General features: G+C 53.8%; 24 protein-coding genes. 11 read left to right on the top strand and 13 right to left on the bottom strand.

All coding sequences use genetic code 11. The features are described 5' to 3' along the window. Positions 1-6 precede the first annotated feature (6 nt). The 5 genes from hycE to hycA all read right to left on the bottom strand — a co-directional run bounded on the left by hycE (position 7) and on the right by hycA (position 5,695). Positions 7-1,716 carry a formate hydrogenlyase subunit HycE gene (gene hycE, locus NNO03_RS13925; protein ID WP_202037928.1) on the bottom strand — a complete coding sequence of 570 codons (1,710 nt, stop codon included), beginning with the start codon at positions 1,714-1,716 and terminating at the stop codon, positions 7-9. Positions 1,717-1,733: 17 nt separating this feature from the next. Further along, the gene (locus NNO03_RS13920; protein ID WP_271449791.1) at positions 1,734-2,657 is read right to left on the bottom strand and encodes a respiratory chain complex I subunit 1 family protein; all 924 of its coding nucleotides are present in this window, start codon (positions 2,655-2,657) and stop codon (positions 1,734-1,736) included. Positions 2,658-2,659: 2 nt separating this feature from the next. Next, positions 2,660-4,486 carry a formate hydrogenlyase subunit 3 gene (hycC, locus tag NNO03_RS13915; protein WP_271449790.1) on the bottom strand — a complete coding sequence of 609 codons (1,827 nt, stop codon included), beginning with the start codon at positions 4,484-4,486 and terminating at the stop codon, positions 2,660-2,662. Next, positions 4,483-5,094 (bottom strand): formate hydrogenlyase subunit HycB, encoded by a 612-nt coding sequence (gene hycB / locus NNO03_RS13910; protein ID WP_271449789.1) that lies wholly within the window; start codon positions 5,092-5,094, stop codon positions 4,483-4,485. The genes hycC and hycB overlap by 4 nt, the downstream gene beginning before the upstream one ends. Positions 5,095-5,236: 142 nt before the next feature. Further along, the gene (gene hycA, locus NNO03_RS13905) at positions 5,237-5,695 is read right to left on the bottom strand and encodes a formate hydrogenlyase regulator HycA (RefSeq protein WP_048213032.1); all 459 of its coding nucleotides are present in this window, start codon (positions 5,693-5,695) and stop codon (positions 5,237-5,239) included. 198 nt (positions 5,696-5,893) lie between these two features. On the opposite strand from hycA, the gene hypA reads away from it, so the two are divergent. The 7 genes from hypA (at position 5,894) to NNO03_RS13870 (ending at position 12,358) form a co-directional block, all read left to right on the top strand. Further along, positions 5,894-6,250: a hydrogenase maturation nickel metallochaperone HypA gene (gene hypA, locus NNO03_RS13900; protein WP_101741655.1), complete on the top strand. Its 357-nt coding sequence runs from the start codon at positions 5,894-5,896 to the stop codon at positions 6,248-6,250. 86 nt (positions 6,251-6,336) lie between these two features. Then, positions 6,337-7,209, top strand: coding sequence for a hydrogenase nickel incorporation protein HypB (hypB, locus tag NNO03_RS13895; RefSeq protein WP_124020831.1), 873 nt, complete (start codon positions 6,337-6,339; stop codon positions 7,207-7,209). Continuing rightward, entirely contained in the window at positions 7,200-7,472 is a 273-nt protein-coding gene (gene hypC, locus NNO03_RS13890) for a hydrogenase 3 maturation protein HypC (RefSeq protein WP_061068460.1), read from the top strand. Before hypB ends, hypC begins: the two co-directional genes overlap by 10 nt. After that, positions 7,473-8,594 (top strand): hydrogenase formation protein HypD, encoded by a 1,122-nt coding sequence (gene hypD / locus NNO03_RS13885; RefSeq protein ID WP_137382771.1) that lies wholly within the window; start codon positions 7,473-7,475, stop codon positions 8,592-8,594. Then, positions 8,591-9,601, top strand: a complete 1,011-nt coding sequence (hypE, locus tag NNO03_RS13880; RefSeq protein WP_061068461.1) for a hydrogenase maturation carbamoyl dehydratase HypE — start codon at positions 8,591-8,593, stop codon at positions 9,599-9,601. Before hypD ends, hypE begins: the two co-directional genes overlap by 4 nt. Before the next feature lie 205 nt (positions 9,602-9,806). Next, positions 9,807-11,885, top strand: coding sequence for a formate hydrogenlyase transcriptional activator FlhA (gene flhA / locus NNO03_RS13875; protein ID WP_271449788.1), 2,079 nt, complete (start codon positions 9,807-9,809; stop codon positions 11,883-11,885). Between the two features lie 44 nt (positions 11,886-11,929). Then, complete coding sequence (locus NNO03_RS13870) at positions 11,930-12,358, top strand: molybdopterin-binding protein (protein WP_003037421.1); 429 nt, start codon at positions 11,930-11,932, stop codon at positions 12,356-12,358. A gap of 124 nt (positions 12,359-12,482) precedes the next feature. On the opposite strand, the gene NNO03_RS13865 is transcribed toward NNO03_RS13870, so the two are convergent. Further along, positions 12,483-12,827: a nitrous oxide-stimulated promoter family protein gene (locus tag NNO03_RS13865; RefSeq protein WP_271441804.1), complete on the bottom strand. Its 345-nt coding sequence runs from the start codon at positions 12,825-12,827 to the stop codon at positions 12,483-12,485. Positions 12,828-13,014: 187 nt separating this feature from the next. On the opposite strand from NNO03_RS13865, the gene NNO03_RS13860 reads away from it, so the two are divergent. The 4 genes from NNO03_RS13860 to sitD are packed head-to-tail and all read left to right on the top strand — an operon-like array spanning position 13,015 to position 16,452. Beyond that, complete coding sequence (locus tag NNO03_RS13860; RefSeq protein WP_271449787.1) at positions 13,015-13,932, top strand: metal ABC transporter substrate-binding protein; 918 nt, start codon at positions 13,015-13,017, stop codon at positions 13,930-13,932. Then, positions 13,929-14,744, top strand: a complete 816-nt coding sequence (sitB, locus tag NNO03_RS13855; protein WP_271449786.1) for an iron/manganese ABC transporter ATP-binding protein SitB — start codon at positions 13,929-13,931, stop codon at positions 14,742-14,744. The genes NNO03_RS13860 and sitB overlap by 4 nt, the downstream gene beginning before the upstream one ends. 2 nt (positions 14,745-14,746) lie before the next feature. Continuing rightward, positions 14,747-15,610, top strand: a complete 864-nt coding sequence (gene sitC / locus NNO03_RS13850) for an iron/manganese ABC transporter permease subunit SitC (RefSeq protein WP_202037915.1) — start codon at positions 14,747-14,749, stop codon at positions 15,608-15,610. After that, positions 15,601-16,452 (top strand): iron/manganese ABC transporter permease subunit SitD, encoded by an 852-nt coding sequence (gene sitD, locus NNO03_RS13845; RefSeq protein WP_271449785.1) that lies wholly within the window; start codon positions 15,601-15,603, stop codon positions 16,450-16,452. The genes sitC and sitD overlap by 10 nt, the downstream gene beginning before the upstream one ends. Before the next feature lie 95 nt (positions 16,453-16,547). On the opposite strand, the gene NNO03_RS13840 is transcribed toward sitD, so the two are convergent. The 7 genes from NNO03_RS13840 to NNO03_RS13810 all read right to left on the bottom strand — a co-directional run bounded on the left by NNO03_RS13840 (position 16,548) and on the right by NNO03_RS13810 (position 22,077). Beyond that, positions 16,548-17,660 (bottom strand): M20 family metallopeptidase, encoded by a 1,113-nt coding sequence (locus NNO03_RS13840; protein WP_271449784.1) that lies wholly within the window; start codon positions 17,658-17,660, stop codon positions 16,548-16,550. 12 nt (positions 17,661-17,672) lie between these two features. Further along, complete coding sequence (locus NNO03_RS13835) at positions 17,673-18,137, bottom strand: YjiG family protein (RefSeq protein ID WP_271442632.1); 465 nt, start codon at positions 18,135-18,137, stop codon at positions 17,673-17,675. Continuing rightward, entirely contained in the window at positions 18,134-18,853 is a 720-nt protein-coding gene (locus NNO03_RS13830; protein WP_271449783.1) for a nucleoside recognition domain-containing protein, read from the bottom strand. Before NNO03_RS13830 ends, NNO03_RS13835 begins: the two co-directional genes overlap by 4 nt. A 292-nt stretch (positions 18,854-19,145) precedes the next feature. Continuing rightward, a complete protein-coding gene (locus tag NNO03_RS13825; protein WP_271442634.1) occupies positions 19,146-19,505 on the bottom strand; it encodes a hypothetical protein in 360 nt (119 codons plus the stop codon). Further along, positions 19,489-20,013, bottom strand: coding sequence for a chemotaxis protein CheW (locus NNO03_RS13820; protein ID WP_271442635.1), 525 nt, complete (start codon positions 20,011-20,013; stop codon positions 19,489-19,491). The genes NNO03_RS13825 and NNO03_RS13820 overlap by 17 nt, the downstream gene beginning before the upstream one ends. A gap of 11 nt (positions 20,014-20,024) precedes the next feature. Then, a complete protein-coding gene (locus NNO03_RS13815) occupies positions 20,025-21,749 on the bottom strand; it encodes a diguanylate cyclase (RefSeq protein WP_271449782.1) in 1,725 nt (574 codons plus the stop codon). After that, a complete protein-coding gene (locus tag NNO03_RS13810) occupies positions 21,715-22,077 on the bottom strand; it encodes a response regulator (protein ID WP_271442637.1) in 363 nt (120 codons plus the stop codon). The genes NNO03_RS13815 and NNO03_RS13810 overlap by 35 nt, the downstream gene beginning before the upstream one ends. Positions 22,078-22,099 lie beyond the last annotated feature (22 nt).

The following is a 22,099-nucleotide window of genomic DNA, read 5'->3' as shown; positions in this document are numbered from 1 at the left end:
GATTCCTTATTTCAGCGGCGAGTTTTTACGCTCGATGCTGTAGCGCTCAAGTTCTTTGTACGGTACGACTTTGCTCTTCTTCTTACGCACATCGACCACGGTCATACGGTCAGTACAGGAATAGCAAGGATCGAGGCTACCGATAATCAGCGGAGCATCGGAAACGGTGTTACCACGCAGCATGTAACGCAGCGTCGGCCAGTTAGCATAAGTGGCTGCACGGCAGCGCCAGCGGTACAGTTTCTGGTTGTCGCCAGTCATGCTCCAGTGGATATCATCCCCACGTGGCGCTTCGGCAAAGCCCAGCGCGAAGCGGTGAGGAATATAGGTAAAGCCTTCCACCGCCAGCGGACCGCCCGGCAGGTTATCCAGACCAAAGTCGATCATGTTCAGTGCGGTATAGACTTCATTGATACGGACTTTCAGACGAGAAATGACGTCACAACCTTGCTCGCTGTGGACTTCCATCGGCAGCAGACCGTAGCCTACGAACGGGTGATCGGCGCGGGTGTCACGCGCGTGACCGCTGGCGCGAACCATCGGGCCGACGTTACTGAAGTCACGGGCAATTTCCGGATCAAGACGACCAATACCAACGGTACGCTGTTCCATGTTCGGCGTGCTGAGCAGCATGTCGACCAGTTCCTGAACATCACGACGCATTTGCTGCGCCAGTTGGCGGGTCTGGATCATATCCTCTTTCAGCAGGTCGCGACGAATACCGCCGATCAGGTTCAGACCGTACGTTTTACGCGCCCCGGTGAGAATTTCCGCCATTTTCATGGACGTTTCGCGTACACGGAAGAATTGCATGAAGCCGGAATCGAAACCGGTAAAGTGACAGGCAAGGCCGAGGTTCAGCAGGTGCGAGTGCAGACGTTCAACTTCCAGCAGAATGGCGCGGATCATCTGTGCACGTTCCGGCACCACGATGCCCATCGCATTCTCAACGGACGTGGTATACGCAGTACTGTGGGCAAAACCACAGATGCCACAAACACGGTCCGACAGGAATGTCACTTCGTTATAACCCATACGGGTTTCTGCCAGCTTTTCCATGCCACGATGGACATAGAACAGGCGGTAGTCGGCGTCGATGATGTTCTCACCATCAACAAACAGACGGAAATGCCCCGGTTCATCGGAGGTCACATGCAGTGGGCCAATCGGCACCACGTTATTTTTCTTATCGCCCAGTTCGTTGATGAACTCGTAGGTTTCGGCATCGGTAGTCGGTGCCGGGCGCTGACGATAATCCATGCTGTCTTTACGCAGCGGATAAAGTTCGTCCGGCCAGTCATCCGGCAGGACCAGACGACGTTCATCCGGCAGACCCACAGGGATCAAACCGTACATATCACGCACTTCACGCTCACCCCAGACGGCTGCGGGTACGCGAGGCGTAACGGATGGGAATTCCAGTTTATTGGCATCGACTTCAACGCGGACGGTTATCCAGCACTTGGTACCCTGCTCCATCGACATCACGTAGTAAACGGCGTAATGACCGCACAACTGGCGTTCGTCGTTACCAAACAGTACGGACAACCAACCGCCCTGTTTGTAGTACAGGAACTCCACCACTTCCGGCAGGTAGTTCACTTTGACGGTAATTGTCAGCTGATCTTTGGTCTGCCAGGCTTCATCCAACACCACACCCGGAAAGGCCTGGTGCAGTGCGGCGAGATAGTGTTGACCTAATTTTTCTTCAGACATGCTCAAACTCTCTTAAATCACGCCACCAGCAAGGAGACGAACGCTAAAAACGCAAACCCAAAACCGGCCCAGGTCACGCGTGAAGTGGCGCAAAAACGCAGACGCGCCATGCTGTTTTCGAACAGGGCGATGACCAGCACGCCGAGGACCAGCTTGACGATGGCAATCACCAGCGCCAGCAGCAACCCACCCGCGGTGAAGGTTTCCATCTGTCCCCACGGCAGGAATACGCCGACGAACATTTGCAGAACCACCAACTGTTTGAGGCTAATGCCCCACTTCAGCACCGCAAAACCGCTGCCGCTGTATTCGGTCAGTGGACCTTCCTGCAGTTCCTGTTCAGCTTCAGCCAGGTCGAACGGCAGTTTGCCCATTTCGATAAAGGTGGCGAAGGCACAGGCGCACAGCGCCAGAATCAGCGGGATACTGCGAGCCGCAGGCCAGTGATAAATGGTGTCAGCGATGTTGCTGATATGCGTTGAACCTGCAACCTGCGCCGCAACCCACAGCCCCAGCAGCAGGATGGGCTCAACCAGTACGCCAAGCATCGCTTCACGGCTGGCACCGATTGCGGTGAACGGGCTACCGGTATCCAGACCCGAGATTGAAAAGAAGAAGCGGGCAATGGCGAACAGGTAGATTAAGGTTATCAAATCACCCAGTTGCGGCAGCGGCGAACCCACGGTCACAACTGGCAACGCGGTGGCGATAGTTAGCATCACGCCAACCATCACAAACGGCGTCAGACGAAAAACCCAGCTGGAATCAGCAGGCGCAATGCTCTGGCGGCCCAGCAGTTTGATAATGTCGCGGTATTCCTGCAAAACGCCTGGACCGCGGCGGTTGTGCAAACGCGCACGCGCCACGCGGGTAATACCGGACAGCAGCGGCGCAACGGCAAACAGTACCAGCGCCTGAATTAACGGATATAAAACACTCATTCTCAGGCTCCTCGTGAAACCACAATCACCACCAGCACCGCCAACTCAATCAGAGCCAGACGGCGGAACAGCGCGGGTGCAGCTGCATTCTGCCAGCCCGGAACCAGTGAGACCGGATTCAGCCATTTACGCAGTTTAAGCACCGGCGCAAAAGCTTCTTTCACCGGCATAGCAAAGCCGTGCGCGGTGATCACCATTGACTGCTCGTGATCGTAGCCACACACCCATGCCGCACCACGTGAACGCGACGGCAGACGGTTGCCTTTGAAAATAGCCATGATGATGAACGGCAGCAGCGGACACGCAATCAGCAGTAGCGTGATCATTGGCTGCGAGACGGTGGTATTCGCCGTTTCCAGCGGCAGTGGAACAGCCGAGGAGAGAAGCGGCAGCAGCCACGGTGCAGCAACACCGCCAATCACACAGCAGATAGCCAGCGCAACCACGCTCACGCCCATCAGGATGGGTGCACAACAGGCATTTTCAGCTTCCTTCGTGCGCGGTGCGCCAAGGAACGTAACGCCATAAACTTTCGCCATACACATCACCGCCAGTGCGCCGGTAATCGCCAGTCCGACCGCCAGCAACGGTCCTAACAAACTGCCGACAAAGGCGCCACTGTTTCCGAGCTTAAAGAAGGATTGATAGATAACCCACTCACCGGCAAAGCCGTTCAGCGGCGGCAGTGCAGCCATCGCCATCAGCCCAACCAGCATCGCCAGAGAAATCACCGGCATGCGTTTACCGATCCCGCCCAGTTTTTCGATATCACGATGACCGGTACGGAACCAGATGCTGCCTGCGCCCAGGAACAAGACGCTTTTGAACAAACTGTGGTTAACCAGATGATACAGACCGCCAGTCAAACCCAGCGCAATCAGCGCTGGTTGATTGAGGGAAATCCCGGTCACGCCAGCACCCAGCCCCAGCAGAATAATGCCGATGTTTTCCAGCGTGTGGTACGCCAGCAGACGCTGGATGTTATGTTCCATCAGCGCATACAAACCACCGACAAACGCGGTGATCATGCCTAACACCAGCAGCGTAACGCCCCACCACAGCGGCGCGTTACCGCCCAGCAGCGACAGGGAGAGAATACCCAGCAAACCGACTTTCATGACCACGGTAGAGAACAATGCCGCAGCCGGTGCGCTGGCGTTAGCGTGCGCCTGAGGCACCCAACCATGCAGCGGGATAATCCCTGCCAACAAGCCAAAGCCAGCCACACCCAGCAGCCAGATGTCGGAGCCAAGCGGCAGCTCCTGGGTACGCAGGTCAAGCAGGCGCAGTTCCAGGGTGCCGTAGCGTTGCCACACCAGATAACACGCGAGCGCCAACATCAGCGTACCGATACGCCCCAGCGCAAACCACAGCTTGCCTTCTTTGCTGCAGCCAGTCAGGAACACCGCGCACAGCGCCATGATTTCTGCCATCACCACCAGCGTACCGAGGTTGCTGGCAACCACTGCGCACACGGCCGCGGCCATCAGCAGATTCACCAGCAGGCCGTTAGCCTTCACCTGCGGATGACGATGCCAGTCAATGTTGTACAGGCTGACAAACAGGCCGCACAGACCCAGCGTAATCAGCCAGATAGCATTCAGCGGAGTAATTTGCAGACTGTGGCCAATAAACGGCATCACGCCGCTCACCGCCAGCGCATTGGTCAGAACGGTAAAACCGGCGGCTGCGGTACACAGGCTGCCTACCGCACCGCCAACCCCAGCAATCCAGCCGCTCAGCGATTTATGAAATGAAAACAGAAATGCCAGAACCGCAGCCGCTGTAAACCAGGCTACGCCGCTGTTAATCAGTGAAATTGCGCTCATTTTGCATCTCCACTCTGAGCCTGCTGAAACAAGGTGAGATCGCCGAAATCGGTATTGAAAGTCAGCTCACGCTTACGTTTACTGGCGCGTGCGATATCGATGTTACTCACCAGGTGCAGGGCTTTGGTCGGGCACATGCGTATGCAGGCCGGACCTTGCTCGTCAAAACTACACAGATCGCATTTCACCGCGATGGCACGAACGCCCGGTACCCAGTCTAGCAGCGTGCTCACACGCGCAGGAGCCGGCGGAGCCGGGGGCGCTTTTGGCGTATTGGCGTTCGCCGGGATGTGCAGCGGACGGCTGCCGGAAAACTCAATCGCACCGAACGGACAGGCGATCCCGCACAATTTGCAGCTGACGCACAGACTTTCATTCAGCTGTACGGCGCCATCGACACGGTTAATGGCATTAACCGGGCAAACTGTGGCACAAGGCGCATCTTCACACTGGTGGCAAAGCTGCGGTGCAGATTCTTTTTCATTTAACATCACTTTCAGGCGCGGCATTGACTGCAGGCCATGCTGGCGATGTGTCTCTGAGCAGGCGGCCTCACAGGTGTGGCAGCCAATGCAAAGAGTGGAGTCAGCAATTACAAAACGATTCACCAGGCATTCCTCAGGTGATAGTCATTTTTGACGAAAACATGTCTGTAAAATGTCATTTCGACATTTTTCGACATGCCCATTCCCTAAACCGTCGTGATGCAGAACAAACCGCATCATGACTCAAGTGGGCAACACCCGAGGCTTAAGCCGGGTTATGTCCTTCAACCAGCTGGCTTAAATTCACCGGCATATTATTTTCAACCGCGGTGTACAGGCTGTCGTAGACGCTGGCGATTTTTTCGAGATAGTGCTCCAGCACCTGCTCGCGATCGCGGTTGCTGATGCGCTCATCGACTTTACCGTCGAGGGTCAACTCTGCCTGTGCAATCAGTTGCTTATCATCACCGTCTTTCGTTTCTACGTAGTACTCGATGGTGTGGCTGTTAAAGCCGTCCGCCAGCGTGACGTAGATAGTGAAGTGTTCAAAAAGGACAAAGCACAAATCCTTGTCCGGCGCGCAGCTCATCGCATGATGCAAACGCGCTTTTGACAGGGTGATCCCCTGAACCAGCGAGTTGCAGTAGATACGCCACTGGTCCTGTAGGCGACGATGCCGTTCAGCGATGTAATCGGCTTTTTCGCTTATTTCCCAAATAGTCATGTCAGGTTACCCGTTTAGCAGAGATGAACAGCCTTAAGCACATTTCATGCCAAAATTAATTTTGTTTATTTTCAAATGGTTATTGATTTATGACGCGATGACGACATGTCATTTCGTCATCGTCGACATTGTCACGAACGTGAAAATTCAACCTGGCATGTTTATTGCTTTTAATACGGCAACTTCATAGGAGGCGGTATGCACGAAATAACCCTCTGCCAACGGGCACTGGAATTGATTGAACAACAGGCCACCCAACACGGCGCAAAGCGGGTAACTGGGGTCTGGCTCAAAATTGGCGCATTTTCTTGCGTAGAAACCAGCGCTCTCGCCTTTTGTTTTGATCTGGTATGCCGTGGCACCCTTGCAGAAGGTTGTAAACTCCACCTCGAAGAACAAGAAGCCGAATGTTGGTGCGAATCTTGTCAGCAATACGTCACGTTGCTGACGCAGCGCGTGCGTCGATGTCCGCAATGCAATAGCGATATGCTGAGAATTGTGGCCGACGACGGCTTACAGATTCGAAGAATTGAAATAGGCGACGCCGAAGACTAATTCCGGTGACACCTCTGGTAGGCCGGATAAGGCAAAACTGCCATCCGGCAACAGATATACCGCAAGATAAAGATCAGGAGTGAGCGATGTGTACGACATGTGGTTGCGCTGAAGGCAACCTATATATAGAGGGTGATGAACATAACCCCCACTCGGCGTTCCGCAGCGCGCCATTTGCCCCGGCGGCTCGCCCGGCACTGAATATTACCGGTGTGAAAACCTCCAGTTTCGCACCGAGCCAGACCGCTGAAGGCGATCTGCACTATGGTCACGGTGAAGCAGGCACTCACGCGCCAGGTATGAGCCAGCGCCGCATGCTGGAAGTCGAAATAGACGTGCTGGACAAAAACAATCGTCTGGCCGAGCGCAACCGCGCCCGCTTTGCTGCCCGTCAGCATCTGGTACTGAACCTTGTCTCAAGCCCTGGCTCCGGTAAAACGACGCTGCTGACCGAAACGCTGATGAAGCTGAAAGACAGTGTGCCATGTGCCGTCATTGAAGGCGACCAGCAGACGGTTAACGATGCCGCCCGTATTCGCGCCACCGGCACCCCCGCAATCCAGGTCAACACCGGTAAAGGTTGTCACCTCGATGCGCAAATGATTGCCGATGCCGCGCCACGTCTGCCGCTTGATGACAATGGCATTCTGTTCATTGAGAACGTTGGTAACCTGGTCTGCCCAGCCAGCTTTGACCTCGGCGAGCGTCATAAAGTCGCCGTGCTCTCTGTTACCGAAGGCGAAGATAAGCCGCTGAAGTACCCGCACATGTTTGCTGCTGCATCACTGATGCTGCTCAACAAAGTGGATCTGCTGCCTTACCTCAATTTTGATGTTGAAAAGTGCATCGCCAGCGCCCGGGAAGTGAACCCGGACATTGAAATCATCCTGATTTCCGCCACCAGCGGCGAAGGGATGGATCAATGGCTGTCATGGCTGGAGAATCAGCGATGTGCATAGGTGTTCCGGGTCAAATCCGCACCATTGATGGCAACCAGGCTAAGGTCGATGTTTGCGGTATTCAGCGCGACGTCGATCTGACGCTGGTCGGGAGCTGTGATGAAAAGGGTGAGCCGCGTCTGGGCCAGTGGGTACTGGTTCACGTCGGTTTCGCCATGAGCATCATTAATGAAGCTGAAGCGCGCGATACGCTCGACGCGCTACAAAACATGTTTGACGTTGAGCCGGATGTCGGCGCGTTGCTGTATGGCGAGGAAAAATAAATGCGTTTTGTTGACGAATATCGCGCACCAGAACAGGTGATGCAGTTGATAGAGCATCTGTGCGAGCGTGCCGCTCACCTCTCCTACACCGCTGAACGCCCACTGCGCATTATGGAAGTTTGCGGTGGTCATACCCACGCTATCTTTAAATTCGGCCTCGATCAGCTTCTGCCCGCAAACGTGGAGTTTATTCACGGTCCAGGCTGCCCGGTGTGCGTTCTGCCGATGGGCAGAATTGACAGTTGTGTCGAAATCGCCAGCCACCCGGAAGTGATTTTCTGCACCTTTGGTGATGCGATGCGCGTCCCGGGAAAACAGGGCTCACTGCTACAGGCCAAAGCACGCGGCGCGGATGTCCGTATCGTCTATTCCCCGATGGATGCGCTGAAGCTGGCCGAAGAAAACCCAACGCGCAAAGTGGTGTTCTTTGGCCTGGGTTTTGAAACCACCATGCCGACAACCGCCATCACTCTGCAGCAGGCCAAACAGCGCGATGTGCAGAACTTTTACTTTTTCTGCCAGCACATCACCTTGATCCCAACGCTGCGCAGCCTGCTGGAACAGCCGGACAACGGTATCGACGCCTTTTTGGCGCCAGGTCACGTCAGTATGGTGATTGGCACTGACGCCTATAATTTCATTGCCTCAGATTTCCATCGCCCGCTGGTGGTCGCCGGCTTCGAGCCGCTTGATCTGCTGCAAGGCGTCGTGATGCTGATCGAGCAGAAAATAGCGGCCCAAAGCCAGGTTGAAAACCAGTACCGCCGCGTGGTACCGGATGCCGGTAACGCGTTAGCCCAGCAGGCTATCGCCGACGTGTTCAGTGTTAACGGTGACAGCGAATGGCGGGGGCTGGGCGTGATTGAATCATCCGGCGTTCACCTGACGCCTGACTATCAGCGCTTTGACGCCGAAGCACATTTCCAGCCAGCGCCGCAGCAGGTCTATGACGATCCGCGCGCACGTTGCGGGGAGGTGCTGACTGGCCGATGCAAACCGCATCAGTGCCCATTATTTGGTAAAACCTGTAACCCGGAGACCGCATTTGGTGCCCTGATGGTCTCCTCTGAAGGCGCATGTGCCGCCTGGTATCAGTATCGTCAGCAGGAGTGTGAAGCATGAACAGCGTACAACTCGCCCACGGTAGCGGCGGTCAGGCTATGCAGCAGTTGATCAACAGTCTGTTTATGGAAGCTTTTGCTAACCCGTGGCTGGCTGAACAGGAGGATCAGGCGCGCCTGGAACTGGCACAACTGGTCGCAGAAGGCGATCGTCTGGCGTTTTCAACGGACAGCTACGTTATCGACCCACTGTTCTTCCCCGGCGGCAACATTGGCAAGCTGGCAATCTGCGGTACGGCTAACGATGTCGCGGTCAGCGGCGCGATACCGCGCTACCTCTCCTGCGGTTTTATCCTCGAAGAGGGTCTGCCAATGGACACGCTGAAAACCGTCGTGAACAGCATGGCAGCAACCGCCCGTGAAGCGGGTATTGCTATCGTAACCGGCGATACCAAAGTTGTGCAGCGCGGCGCTGCGGACAAACTGTTCATCAACACCGCCGGTATGGGCGCAATTCCCGCCAATATTCACTGGGGTGCGCAAACCCTGAGCGTGGGTGATGTGCTGCTGGTGAGTGGTACACTTGGCGATCACGGTGCGACTATCCTCAACCTGCGCGAACAGTTGGGGCTTGATGGCGAACTGGTCAGCGACTGTGCGGTGTTAACGCCGCTTATCCAGACGCTACGCGATATTCCTGGCGTGAAAGCGCTGCGTGATGCCACCCGCGGCGGCGTAAATGCGGTAACACATGAATTTGCGGCCTCTTGCGGATTTGGCATTGAGCTGTCTGAAGCGGCACTGCCGGTGAAACCTGCCGTGCGTGGCGTTTGCGAACTGCTGGGTCTGGACGCACTCAACTTTGCCAACGAAGGCAAGCTGGTGATTGCCGTTGAACGTCAGGCTGCTGAAGCCGTACTCGCCGCACTCCACGCCCATCCTTTAGGACGCGATGCCGCGCTAATTGGTGAAGTGGTTGAACGTAAAGGTGTACGTCTTGCCGGACTTTACGGCGTGAAACGGACCCTCGATTTACCACACGCCGAACCATTACCTCGTATATGCTAGCAGCCGGTTGGCAATCTGTTCCTGGCCGGATAAACCACGTTTGGGTCGTTATCCGGCATTAACACTGTATTACTGCCTGATGGCGCTTTGCTTATCAGGCCTATGGTTTGAATACCCGACCCATCCGGCAATAATTTACGACTTATACCTATAATTCATTTACCGTTTTCGCACCGTTCTGCGGTGTTTTCCCTGGAAAAGCAATATGTCGTATACACCGATGAGTGACCTCGGACAGCAAGGCCTGTTCGATATTACTCGTACATTATTACAGCAGCCCGATCTTCAGTCTCTTAGTGAGGCGCTTTCGCAGCTGGTCAAGCGTTCAGCGCTGGCTGACTGCGCGGCTATTGTGTTATGGCAGGCACAGACGCAGCGTGCGCGTTATTTTGCGACGCGTGAAAATGGTAAACCCATCGACTATGAAGACGAAACGGTACTGGCACACGGTCCGGTACGTCGTATTCTGTCTCGCCCCGATGCGCTGCACTGTAACTATCATGAATTTTCAGAAACCTGGCCACAGTTGGCCTCTGGCGGATTGTATTCTGAATTTGGTCACTACTGTTTGCTGCCGCTGGCGGCGGACGGACGCATCTTTGGCGGCTGCGAATTTATCCGCAACGAGGATCGCCCGTGGAGTGAAAAAGAGTACAACCGGCTACAGACCTTCACCCAAATAGTCGGCGTCGTTGCGGAACAAATTCAGAGCAGGGTCAGCAACAACGTGGATTACGATTTGCTGTGTCGCGAACGTGACAACTTTCGTATCCTCGTCGCTATCACCAATGCAGTACTCTCCCGACTGGATATTGACGAACTGGTCAGCGAAGTCGCCAAAGAGATCCACCACTATTTCGATATTGATGCCATCAGCATCGTATTACGCAGCGATCGCAAAAATAAGTTGAGTATCTACTCCACCCACTATCTGGATGAGAATCATCCAGCTCACGAACAAAGTGAAGTGGATGAAGCTGGCACGCTTTCCGAGCGGGTGTTCCGCAGCAAAGAGATGCTGCTGATTAACCTGAGCGAACGCGATACCCTTGCGCCGTATGAACGCATGCTGTTCGAAACCTGGGGTAACCAGTTACAAACGCTGTGCCTGCTGCCGCTGATGTCCGGCAATACGATGCTTGGCGTGCTCAAACTGGCGCAGTGTGAAGAAAAAGTTTTCACCACCGCCAACCTGAAACTGTTGCGCCAGATTGCCGAACGCGTAGCCATTGCGGTAGATAACGCGCTTGCCTATCAGGAGATACACCGCCTGAAAGAACGTCTGGTCGATGAAAACCTGGCGCTGACCGAGCAACTGAACAATGTGGACAGTGAGTTCGGTGAAATTATCGGTCGCAGCGAAGCCATGTACAGCGTACTCAAACAGGTCGAAATGGTGGCGCAAAGCGACAGTACCGTATTGATTCTGGGTGAGACAGGTACGGGTAAAGAGCTGATCGCCAGAGCAATTCATAATCTGAGTGGACGTAATGCCCGTCGGATGGTGAAGATGAACTGCGCAGCAATGCCTGCCGGATTACTGGAAAGCGACCTGTTTGGTCACGAGCGCGGTGCCTTTACCGGGGCCAGCACACAGCGAATTGGGCGTTTCGAACTGGCGGATAAAAGCTCCCTGTTCCTCGACGAAGTCGGTGACATGCCGCTGGAACTCCAGCCGAAGTTACTGCGTGTACTTCAGGAGCAGGAATTTGAACGCCTGGGCAGCAACAAACTGATCCAAACCGACGTTCGGTTGATCGCCGCCACCAACCGCGATCTAAAAAAGATGGTTGCCGATCGGGAATTCCGTAACGATCTGTATTACCGGCTGAACGTTTTCCCGATCCATTTACCTCCGCTGCGCGAGCGTCCAGAAGACATCCCACTGCTGGTGAAAGCCTTTACCTTTAAAATCGCTCGCCGGATGGGGCGCAATATCGACAGTATTCCTGCCGAAGCGCTTCGTACCCTGAGCAGCATGGAGTGGCCGGGTAACGTCCGCGAACTGGAAAACGTGGTGGAACGCGCCGTTCTGCTGACCCGAGGCAACGTACTGCAATTATCCCTACCGGATATCACCACGCAGGTACCGCCCCCCCCTCCGGTTGCAACCGAAGTCGCACAGGATGGCGAAGATGAATACCAGTTGATTATGCGGGTACTGAAAGAGACCAATGGCGTTGTCGCCGGTCCTAAAGGTGCTGCGCAGCGGCTGGGGCTAAAACGAACCACGTTGTTGTCGCGGATGAAGCGATTAGGTATTGATAAGGATGCGCTGGTTTAGCCATTGTGGCTATACTGGGTGATAACTCAACGAAAGGAGGCAGTATGGCGGTATCAGCACGTAATCAATTAACCGGTACAGTCAGTGCAGTTGCCACTGGCGCAGTGAATGATGAAGTTGAACTGACGCTGGCTGGCGGCGCAAAACTGGTCGCGATTGTGACCCATAGCAGCCAGCAGGCGCTGGGTCTGGCGAAAGGAAAAGAAGCCATTGCGCTGATCAAAGCGCCGTGGGTTACACTGGCAACTGAAGACTGTGGCCTGAAATTCTCTGCCCGTAACCAATTTGCCGGTAGCGTTTCACAGGTAACTGAAGGCGCCGTTAACGCCACCGTACACATCAAAACTGATGCCGGTTTTGACATTGTCGCGGTCGTGACGAACGAAAGTCAGCAAGAGATGAAACTGAGCCAGGGAAGCCGGGTCATCGCGCTGATCAAAGCCTCGGCCATTCTTATTGCCACCAAAGCGTAACCGCCATCCGGTACCGGATAGTTAAATTGCCCGATGGCGCTACGCTCATCGGGCCTACGCGACGGTGCACTTGCTCTTGTAGGCCGGATAAGGCATCGCCGCCATCCGGCACAAAATAACCAGATTACTTCTTGCGCTGATATTTCTCAGGTAATTCCGGGACTGGACGCTTGTCATCAATCAGATGGCGAATGGTCAGAATCGGGTGACGCCAGAGCATTCTCGGCCCGGCCCAACGCATAATTTGCCTCATCTCTTCCCGTTTGGCTGGCTGATAGCAGTGTACCGGGCACTGTTTGCAGGCCGGTTTTTCCTCGCCAAACACGCACTTATCCAGGCGCTTTTGCGCATAAGCAAACAACGCATCGTAATGCCCCTGCTCATCTGAAGCTTCCGGACACTGGCTTTCGTACAGCGAGATCATTTTTTGGATCGTCATTTTTTCACGAGCAATACGTTTGCCGGACATGAGACCTCCACAATTAAGTTGCATAAATAATACACCTTAAAAATACGCAGCACTATTACCTGAAGGTGATACATCCTTAGCACCCTACGCAAATAAGAATTATTTTCATTTACTTATGCCATGTGCTATATAACATAGCAAAGGCTATATTCGATGATTAATTAACCACTTTATTGTGAGGGATACTATGCCGCATCTGCCTCGTCTGAAATCAGTTCTCCTTGCCAGCCTGTTGACGGCACTTACGCTGTCACCAGCCTGGGCGAAAGAAAAGTTTAAGGTCATCACGACGTTTACGATCATTGCTGATATGGCTAGCAATGTGGCAGGCGATGCGGCAGACGTCAGTTCAATTACCAAGCCCGGAGCAGAAATTCACGAATACCAGCCCACACCAGGCGACATTAAGCGGGCGCAGGGTGCGCAGTTAATTCTCTCAAATGGTCTCAATCTGGAACTCTGGTTCGCCCGCTTCTACCAACATCTGTCCGGCGTACCGGAAGTGATGGTCTCAAACGGCGTACAACCGATGGGCATCAGCGAAGGGCCATACAATGGAAAACCCAATCCACATGCCTGGATGTCAGCAGACAACGCACTGATTTACGTGGATAACATTCGCGATGCATTAATGAAATATAACCCGGAAAACGCGGCGACCTACCAGAAGAATGCCGAGCGTTATAAAGCGGAAATTAAACAAACGCTCGCGCCGCTACAAGCTGAACTTGCCAAAATTCCTGCCGATAAACGCTGGCTGGTCACTAGCGAAGGGGCGTTCTCTTATCTGGCACGCGATAACGATCTGAAAGAACTGTACTTATGGCCGATCAACGCCGATCAACAAAGTACGCCGAAACAGGTACGCAAGGTGATCGATACCCTACGAGCGCATCAGATCCCCACGGTATTTAGCGAAAGTACCGTGTCCGACAAACCCGCGCGTCAGGTAGCCCGAGAGTCTGGCGCACATTATGGCGGCGTGCTGTACGTCGATTCACTCAGCGCTGCCGACGGCCCGGTCCCGACCTATTTGGATCTACTGCGCGTCACCACACAAACCATTGTTAACGGCATCAACAACGGCCTTGGGGGTCAACCATGAGTCAATCTGCGATTACCGTGAATCAGGTTACGGTGACGTATCGCAACGGCCACACCGCACTGCGGGATGCCACGTTTCAGGTTCCGGGCGGCTCGATTGCCGCGCTGGTTGGTGTAAATGGTTCCGGGAAATCAACACTGTTTAAGGCGTTGATGGGGTTTGTCCGGCTGGCACAGGGGGAAATCTCTATCCTGCAACAGCCGGTCAGCAAGGCGCTAAAACAGAATCTGATTGCGTATGTGCCCCAGTCTGAAGAGGTGGACTGGTCATTTCCGGTGCTGGTCGAAGATGTGGTCATGATGGGACGTTTTGGCCATATGGGCTGGCTGCGCCGGCCAAAGGCGCACGATCACGCCTGCGTGGATGCTGCTCTGGCGCGGGTCGATATGCTGGAATACCGCCATCGCCAGATTGGTGAACTTTCCGGTGGGCAGAAAAAACGCGTTTTCCTGGCAAGGGCCATTGCACAAGATGGGCAGGTCATTTTGCTGGATGAACCCTTCACCGGCGTAGATGTAAAAACCGAGGCCCGTATCATCGGTCTGCTGCGCGAATTGCGCGATGAGGGCCGAACCATGCTGGTCTCCACCCATAACCTGGGCTCGGTCACCGAGTTTTGTGATTACACGGTAATGATTAAAGGCACCGTGCTGGCAAGCGGCCCAACTGATACCACCTTTACCACCGAGAACCTTGAACAGGCATTTAGCGGCGTTCTGCGTCATGTCGCATTGAGCGGGGGTGAGCAGCATGTGATTACCGATAATGAGCGCCCGTTTATTTCGCGTCGCGCGGCACGCGAGGGGGAATAGTCATGAACTGGCTGACAGAACCCTTTGGTTACCAGTACATGCTCAACGCCATGTGGGTTTCGGCGATGGTCGGCGGCTTGTGCGCGTTCCTCTCGTGCTACCTGATGCTCAAAGGCTGGTCGCTTATTGGCGATGCACTATCGCATTCCATCGTGCCCGGTGTTGCCGGGGCCTATATGTTAGGGCTTCCCTTCGCGCTGGGGGCATTTCTTTCCGGGGGACTGGCTGCGGGCAGTATGCTGTTTCTCAATCAGCGATCACGTCTGAAAGAAGATGCCATCATCGGGCTGATATTTTCCTCTTTCTTCGGTATCGGGCTGTTTATGGTGTCGCTCAATCCGATGTCGGTGAACATCCAGACCATTATTCTCGGTAACGTGCTGGCGATTGCGCCGGAAGACATTTTGCAACTGGCGATCATCGGTGTTATCTCACTGACCATCCTGCTGCTGAAATGGAAAGACCTGATGGTGGTCTTTTTCGATGAAAACCATGCCCGCTCGATCGGTCTGAATCCTGGTCGGCTGAAGCTGCTATTTTTTACGCTGCTCTCCGTTTCCACCGTTGCCGCACTGCAAACCGTCGGCGCATTTCTGGTCATTTGCCTGGTGGTCACGCCTGGCGCGACCGCCTGGTTGCTGACGGATCGTTTTCCACGCCTGCTTACTATCGCAGTCGCTATCGGTAGCCTGACCAGCTTTTTTGGTGCCTGGCTAAGCTACTGGCTGGACGGCGCAACCGGAGGAATTATTGTGGTTCTGCAAACGCTGTTATTCCTGCTGGCGTTCGTGTTTGCGCCCAAACATGGTCTGCTGGCAAATCGCCGCCGCGCCCGACGGGTGAACAAGGAGTCCTCATGTTCTTAACCACATTACTGGAACCCTTTCAGTTCAGCTTTATGGTCAATGCGCTGACCATCTCAGTTATCGTCGCCGTACCCTGCGCACTGCTGTCGGTCTTTTTGGTGTTGAAAGGTTGGGCGCTAATGGGTGATGCCATGAGCCATGCGGTCTTTCCGGGGATTGTACTGGCCTGGATTGCAGGTATTCCGCTGGCGATTGGCGCTTTTGTCGCCGGATTGTTCTGCGCAGTAGCAACCGGGTATCTTGACGATAACAGCCGTATCAAGCGCGATACCCTGATGGGGATCGTCTTTTCCGGTATGTTTGGCGCCGGGCTGGTGCTGTATGTGTCAATCCAGTCTGAAATTCATCTGGACCATATTTTGTTCGGTGACATGCTGGGCGTTTCGCTGGGCGATATTGCGCAGACTGCGGTTATCGCTTTGGGGATAGCGCTTATCATCGGGCTCAAATGGAAAGATCTGCTACTGCATGCATTCGATCCGCACCAGGCAAAGGCCAGCGGTCTTAACACCACACTGCTGCATTATGGTCTGCTGTGTATGATCGCCCTGACTATCGTCGCGACGCTAAAGTCGGTAGGTATTATTTTGTCGATCTCCTTGTTAATTGCCCCCGGTGCGATTGCGATTTTAATGACACGCAGGTTCGCCCAGGCATTATTACTGGCTACCGCCATATCGGTTGCAACGTCATTTCTGGGTGTATACCTGTCATTTTTCATCGACAGTGCCCCCGCGCCGACGATTGTCGTTTTATTTTCCTTGCTGTTTGTCATCACCTTTATTTATTCAACGCTGCGCGATCGTCATTCAGAAAGCCAGCTTCAGTCGCATGATGCATAAATAACATTTAATAGTATGCTAGCTAATATTTCTGACGTTGATAAATAACCATGGCATTAATATAGCCTCCTGCAGGAGGCTATATTAGCCGTAGATTACAACATCGTGATGATACGTTTTAATAAACGAATTCGCGGTTCGATGGAGGCAATATCCAGCCACTCATCTGCACTATGAAAACCTGCACCGATGGGTCCCAGTCCGTCCAGTGTCGGTATGCCTAACGCCGCCGTGAGGTTCGCATCGCTGCCACCACCAACAGCCTGCCAGGTTACCGCAATTCCCTCTTCCTGCCCGGCGCGTTCAACCAGAGTCATCAGGTGTTGCGTGTCTTCGCTCGCCGCCATCGCAGGTTTATGACTTACGCGGGTAAGCGTAGTCGTCACACCCTCAAGGAAACCTTGCTGACAAAGAGACTGAAGCGCCTGATGCACACGATCATATTCTTCGTTTTCCCAGAAACGCACATCCAGTTCCGCATGCAGCTTCGCCGCCACTACGTTCGCCGCACTTCCGCCCTGCACCACGCCCACGTTCAGCGTGGTGCCACGCGCTATGTCAGCCAACGCGTTAATCGCCAGGACGCTATGAGCAAAAGCGGTTATGGCAGAGCGCCCTTTTTCCGGTTCATTACCGGCATGCGCCGCTCCCCCCTCAAAGGTCAGTTGATAGCCGCCCACGCCTTTGCGCGCTTTCACCAGCGAACCGTCTGCCCGGGCAGCCTCACACACCAGCACGCAACGCGCACGTTTCGCCAGTCCACCAATCCATTCGCTGGAGTGAACGCTACCGGTCTCTTCATCCGGGTTCATGGCGACGGCGATAGATAAGCGTGCCTGATGCTCCGCGGGCAAGGTACGCATGGCCCAGACGATGTTCAGCAAACCACTTTTCATATCGGAGACGCCTGGTCCGTACAGGCGATTTTCATCACGGCTCATCGGCCGTTCAGCCACGGTTCCCGCCGGGAAAACGGTATCCAGATGGCCGACCAGCAGCACATCATATTCTGTCGCATGAGGTTTATTGGTCGCCAGTAGCGCTGGCCCAACCGCACAGCCTAAATCAACCATCTCTGTTTGCCAGCCTTCCTGCTGCCAGAGCTCGCGCATCACCGCAGCAACATGGGCAACACCTGCGACCGTTTGCGTTCCGCAGTCAATGTTGACCAGCGTTTGCAGTTCATCAATGTACTTTTCCAAATCCATGGTATTTCCTTATCAGAGAATAATGCGCATCAGCAGCATCGCTAAAAAAGCGTTCAGAACGGAGATAATAATCATCAGGGGAATACGTTTAGCATTAGTGCCAATCACCCCGAGAATGCGGCCCAGATACTGTACCTGCGAGCCCATCAGATAAATCGCCGGAGCCAGAATCGCCAGATGCTCACCGGTCAGAATACCTTTATCAAACAGACCAATAGCGACACCGATTCCTCCGCCCATCGACATCCATCCGCCAATCAACACCGCAGCAGCTTCGCCGGGCAGACCAAAGAGCCCCATCAGCGGTGCGAATACCATGCCAAGCCCTTTCAACGCACCGGTGATCTCCAGCGCTTTGATGATGATAAAGGCCATTACAACGTTCGGCAGCGTGCTGGTTGTCGCAATATTCCAACCTTTGCGGGCACCTTCGACAAACACATCGGTAATAACAGGATTAGAAGTTGGTGCGCTCATGATGCTTCTCCCGCAACAGTTGATTCGGCTTTTTTACTGGTGAACGTCAGGACCAGGCGCATCATGTTGGCGCCAACAATTTTCATAATGAACATCACAGCAACGCATGCGCCAATAGACGCAGGCACGGCTGGGGTGCCGTCTACGGCCATCAGCGTGAACAGGATTGCACCAGAGGAGAAGAAGTTGGTGATCATGGCCCCAGCGGAAAACTGGAACATAGCAAAAATGTCTTTCTCATTCTGTGTGATTTCGCCTTCATCAGCGAGGTTACGCGTTAACGACGCTCCAACGTCTGTACTCTGCAAGCTGCCAATCAGCGCCAGTCCGGTATTCCCGGGGATCCCCATCAGCGGACGCAACAAAGGGGTTAACAGACGACGCGCCGCACGCAGAGCGCCGTAATGCTCCAGCACATTGATCATGCCCAGAGCAAACATAACGGCAGGAATCAGTCCCAACGCGAAAAGGAAGCCGTCCATCGCACCGTGACCGCCGGTGCCACGAAACGCGCTGCTCGCCGTGGTCAGCGTATCGCCTTCCAGGCTCGCTTTACTGACCACTTTGCCAAATGCACCATTCAGGGTGGTGAAATCAAATACGCCGTACCACTCTTTTCCGCCAAGTAATCCAGAGAAAAATACTGCGGCGAATGCCAGAGCAAAATAAGCGCCCGGCCCTACCTTATTATCCTGGGAAGGTAAACTCATATCCATTTCCTTGTTAATGTGGAGAATCGCCAGGCCATTTTGAATAAACAAAGAATAAATAAAGTGATTTAAATCATCCTGACAGCGTCATTTACTCAGAATAATTTAAAAATGTGACGCATCAGAGTTTGCCAATGAAATAAAGTCAGCATGTTGACTTTTAAATAAATCACTACTTATGTAATGAAGCGTAAATAACACAACGAGAAGGTGAGCAGGATTAAAAATAATAAAAAACAGGATTTACAGATATAATAAATCATGCAGCTGTAAAACGCCGCGCCACTCGGCATGAGTATCAACACCAGCTTAAAAGCGGGCTAAAAGCCTCACTCCCCACCAGCGCGCGTAGCGCCGGCAGACGGCAGCCATGAGCCAACAGCGGCGGTACGGCAAAAATGGTGTCGCTGGATAACATGACATTTTCCAGTTGCCCCCATAAGTACCAGCCGGTTTCTACGCCGCTGGCTGGAACAAACAGATGCAAATGCCAGCCCTGCTGCGGTTCATCAGCAATACCAAGCCATCGGCTAAAACGCGGGATCTCCGGCGCAGCTTGCGTCACCAGCAAACAGCGCCCGACCTGACTGGCCGGAATATAAAAATCCTGCGTTCCCAGGCGAATGCGTACCGCAGCCAGATTAATGGGAGGCGTCATACCCGCTGGTCTCCTGATAGCGATCAAAAACCAGATTCAGATCGAGCAGCGTAAACCAGGTTTCCGCCACGTTCACGACCCCAACCGCAATGGTTTGTAGCGCCGGAGGCAGTGAATCCCCCGGCAAGTGAATCTGGCTTTCGACAACATCCAGCACATCAATAAGCTTGTCGATCAGAATACCGCTTTGCATTTTCTCTGAACAGCCAATCAGAATCGTGCGTTTACCTGCCGCGTTAGCCGCAGGTTTGTCGATCAGGCTGTCCAGTCTCATCACCGACTCCACTCGCCCACGATAGTTGATGACACCTTCGAGCATCGGTGCACAGCAGGGAACCCAGGAAATAGGCCGTTCCGCAAGGATCTCTTTTATCTGTGCCCCGTAGAATGCAAAGTTATTACCCGCCAGTTGAAATAGCACCAGCGTACGCTGCGGCTCATCAACGCTTTCACACTCCGGTTTTTCACCATGATTCAGCGCGAGAATTTGTTCCAGCTGTTGGCTCATCTCTTCTCCTTTTACTCGGCAATGCGGAAGGTATTACGGCCATTCTGCTTCGCGGCATATAGCGCCTGATCGGCACGTTCACGTAGCGTTTCAAGCCTGTCGCCAAACTGCCACTGTGCGATACCCGCGCTGAAGGTACTGTGAAAACTGGCATCATTAACGGAAAATGCGACCTGCTCGTAATCCTTACGCAAGCGCTCAACCACCCGTGCAGCCTTCTCACTCGTAGTGTTAGGCATAATGATGACAAACTCCTCCCCGCCGTAGCGCCCCACGATGTCGGTACTGCGTAAGCGATGGGAAAACAGCTGTGAAATGCCGACAATGACCTGGTCGCCAACCGCATGGCCGTAGGTATCGTTGATGCTTTTAAAGCGATCCAGATCGACCATTACCAGACAAAACGGGTGACCGCTGTAGTTCGACTCGGCAATCGCACTTTTGAGAAAATGTGTGGTTGTCGAGTGGTTGTATAACCCACTCAGGCTGTCCTGCGACATGCGGGCGCGCAGGGTTCGCATTCTTTCCGCTCGGATCGAGACGGCACGGATAAGCTCTTCTGGATTCGCCTGCTTAAGAATAAAATCCTCAGCGCCGATGCTCATCGCACCAAGCTGCTCACTCTTGTTCGTCTCGCTGGAGAGATAGGCGATAGGCAGGCCAATATGCTGCGGGATTTGGCGGATAAGCTTAGTCAGCTCCGCCCCGCTAAATTCCGGCATGTGGTAATCCATCAGCACCAGATCGATGGGGTGGGCATTCAGCACATGCAGTAAATACTGTGGTTTTTCCAGTACATGCACTTCCATTCCGGCGATACGCAGCATTTCCGCGTTGTATTGCGCCACCGCCGGCTCGTCATCGATCAGCAGCACCTGATAGGGTTTTTTCAGCGACGGCTGGGTTAAGCGATGCAGTTCCTGTACTAAATCCGTAATCGAGGCTGGTTTGACGTAGTAGCCATCACACCCGGATTTAATGGCGTTGATCCGCGCTTTAAAATCGCTGTGGCAGGAGAGAAACAGTACCGGGAAAGCGGTGCCGACTTTCTGCTTGAGGTCCGACATTGTCAGCGGGCCACCGTAGGCGTTATCCGGAAAGCTGACATCCATAATCACCACCGAAGGCGGCTGAGAAAGCACCGCCTGGGTAAAATCCTGCGTGTTAGCAAACACATGGCAGGTAAAACCGAAACAGCGTAGTTGCGTGGCGAGCAACTCAACCTGGTCAATGTCATCATCGCACAGGTAGATTGGCTTATCGGCCCGACGAGCGTATCCCTCTTCTGCGCGCGGGGAAGAGATCGGTAATTTGAAGTCCGTATCGCTGATACGGTGTTCAAGATTCAACTGCTCCTGGGTCAGGGTATACAGCCACCGAATAATGCGCCGCATTTCATCGTAATGAATCTTACTTTGATCCACTTCCAGCTCCGCGAGCAAACTCTCCCCTTCTGCGGCTGCGTTCGCCAGAGGCGTAAAACCAAAAGAACCGGCAGACCCGTGAATGCTGTGCAGCAGTATGTGCAGTTGTTTACGGCAAGACTCGCTGGGCTCTGCAACCAGTTGAACGAGTAATCTTTCCGACTGGGCCAACATGTCGGGGATGCGGCGTAAAAATCCCTGTCGCAGACGCGCTATTTTTTCCTGCGCGGCAGCCATCGCTAAGTGCTTATTTTCTTGTTTCATCGTACGTGTAGACTTATTCAGTAACCGCAGATGGTTGCAGTAGCGCATTCACTGCAGCCCCCAGATTTTCCGCCAGGTTCTCATCTTTTTTCACCCAACGGTCATACGGAACGTCGCTGCCCGTGACCTCATTTGCGCTCAGCAAAATGAAGGGCTTAGACCACTCCTGTGCGCGTAATAGCGCCAGTAAATCTAAACCGCTAATCTCCGGCATATGCAGATCGCTGATCACCAGGTCGATATTGTTATCCGAGTCCAGGCACGCTAAGGCGGAGATGGCACTTTCCACGATCACCACATCGTAGCCATCCATTTCTAAAAAAACGGATGCCAGTTCAGCTGCAAAAAGATCATCATCAACTAATAAAATTCGCATCTTCTCTCTCGATTTTGCGCTA

The sequence above is a fragment of the Citrobacter sp. Igbk 16 genome (assembly GCF_028069755.1).
GTDB lineage: Bacteria > Pseudomonadota > Gammaproteobacteria > Enterobacterales > Enterobacteriaceae > Citrobacter.
The sequence above is the reverse complement of the archived record's forward strand: the minus strand, read 5'-3'. Positions and strand labels throughout refer to the sequence as shown.

Bases quoted from the DNA above. Each gene is read 5' to 3' on its own strand.
- NNO03_RS13815 (WP_271449782.1), bottom strand. From the start codon at position 21,749: ATGCGCTACTGCAACCATCTGCGGTTACTGAATAAGTCTACACGTACG.
- hypE (WP_061068461.1), top strand. From the start codon at position 8,591: ATGAACAGCGTACAACTCGCCCACGGTAGCGGCGGTCAGGCTATGCAG.
- NNO03_RS13810 (WP_271442637.1), bottom strand. From the start codon at position 22,077: ATGCGAATTTTATTAGTTGATGATGATCTTTTTGCAGCTGAACTGGCA.
- NNO03_RS13820 (WP_271442635.1), bottom strand. From the start codon at position 20,013: ATGAGCCAACAGCTGGAACAAATTCTCGCGCTGAATCATGGTGAAAAA.
- NNO03_RS13825 (WP_271442634.1), bottom strand. From the start codon at position 19,505: ATGACGCCTCCCATTAATCTGGCTGCGGTACGCATTCGCCTGGGAACG.
- hycE (WP_202037928.1), bottom strand. From the start codon at position 1,716: ATGTCTGAAGAAAAATTAGGTCAACACTATCTCGCCGCACTGCACCAG.
- flhA (WP_271449788.1), top strand. From the start codon at position 9,807: ATGTCGTATACACCGATGAGTGACCTCGGACAGCAAGGCCTGTTCGAT.
- hypA (WP_101741655.1), top strand. From the start codon at position 5,894: ATGCACGAAATAACCCTCTGCCAACGGGCACTGGAATTGATTGAACAA.
- NNO03_RS13920 (WP_271449791.1), bottom strand. From the start codon at position 2,657: ATGAGTGTTTTATATCCGTTAATTCAGGCGCTGGTACTGTTTGCCGTT.
- hypB (WP_124020831.1), top strand. From the start codon at position 6,337: ATGTGTACGACATGTGGTTGCGCTGAAGGCAACCTATATATAGAGGGT.
- NNO03_RS13840 (WP_271449784.1), bottom strand. From the start codon at position 17,660: ATGGATTTGGAAAAGTACATTGATGAACTGCAAACGCTGGTCAACATT.
- NNO03_RS13865 (WP_271441804.1), bottom strand. From the start codon at position 12,827: ATGTCCGGCAAACGTATTGCTCGTGAAAAAATGACGATCCAAAAAATG.
- NNO03_RS13830 (WP_271449783.1), bottom strand. From the start codon at position 18,853: ATGGATATGAGTTTACCTTCCCAGGATAATAAGGTAGGGCCGGGCGCT.
- hypC (WP_061068460.1), top strand. From the start codon at position 7,200: ATGTGCATAGGTGTTCCGGGTCAAATCCGCACCATTGATGGCAACCAG.
- NNO03_RS13870 (WP_003037421.1), top strand. From the start codon at position 11,930: ATGGCGGTATCAGCACGTAATCAATTAACCGGTACAGTCAGTGCAGTT.
- NNO03_RS13835 (WP_271442632.1), bottom strand. From the start codon at position 18,137: ATGAGCGCACCAACTTCTAATCCTGTTATTACCGATGTGTTTGTCGAA.
- hycC (WP_271449790.1), bottom strand. From the start codon at position 4,486: ATGAGCGCAATTTCACTGATTAACAGCGGCGTAGCCTGGTTTACAGCG.
- hypD (WP_137382771.1), top strand. From the start codon at position 7,473: ATGCGTTTTGTTGACGAATATCGCGCACCAGAACAGGTGATGCAGTTG.
- sitB (WP_271449786.1), top strand. From the start codon at position 13,929: ATGAGTCAATCTGCGATTACCGTGAATCAGGTTACGGTGACGTATCGC.
- NNO03_RS13860 (WP_271449787.1), top strand. From the start codon at position 13,015: ATGCCGCATCTGCCTCGTCTGAAATCAGTTCTCCTTGCCAGCCTGTTG.
- sitC (WP_202037915.1), top strand. From the start codon at position 14,747: ATGAACTGGCTGACAGAACCCTTTGGTTACCAGTACATGCTCAACGCC.
- sitD (WP_271449785.1), top strand. From the start codon at position 15,601: ATGTTCTTAACCACATTACTGGAACCCTTTCAGTTCAGCTTTATGGTC.
- hycA (WP_048213032.1), bottom strand. From the start codon at position 5,695: ATGACTATTTGGGAAATAAGCGAAAAAGCCGATTACATCGCTGAACGG.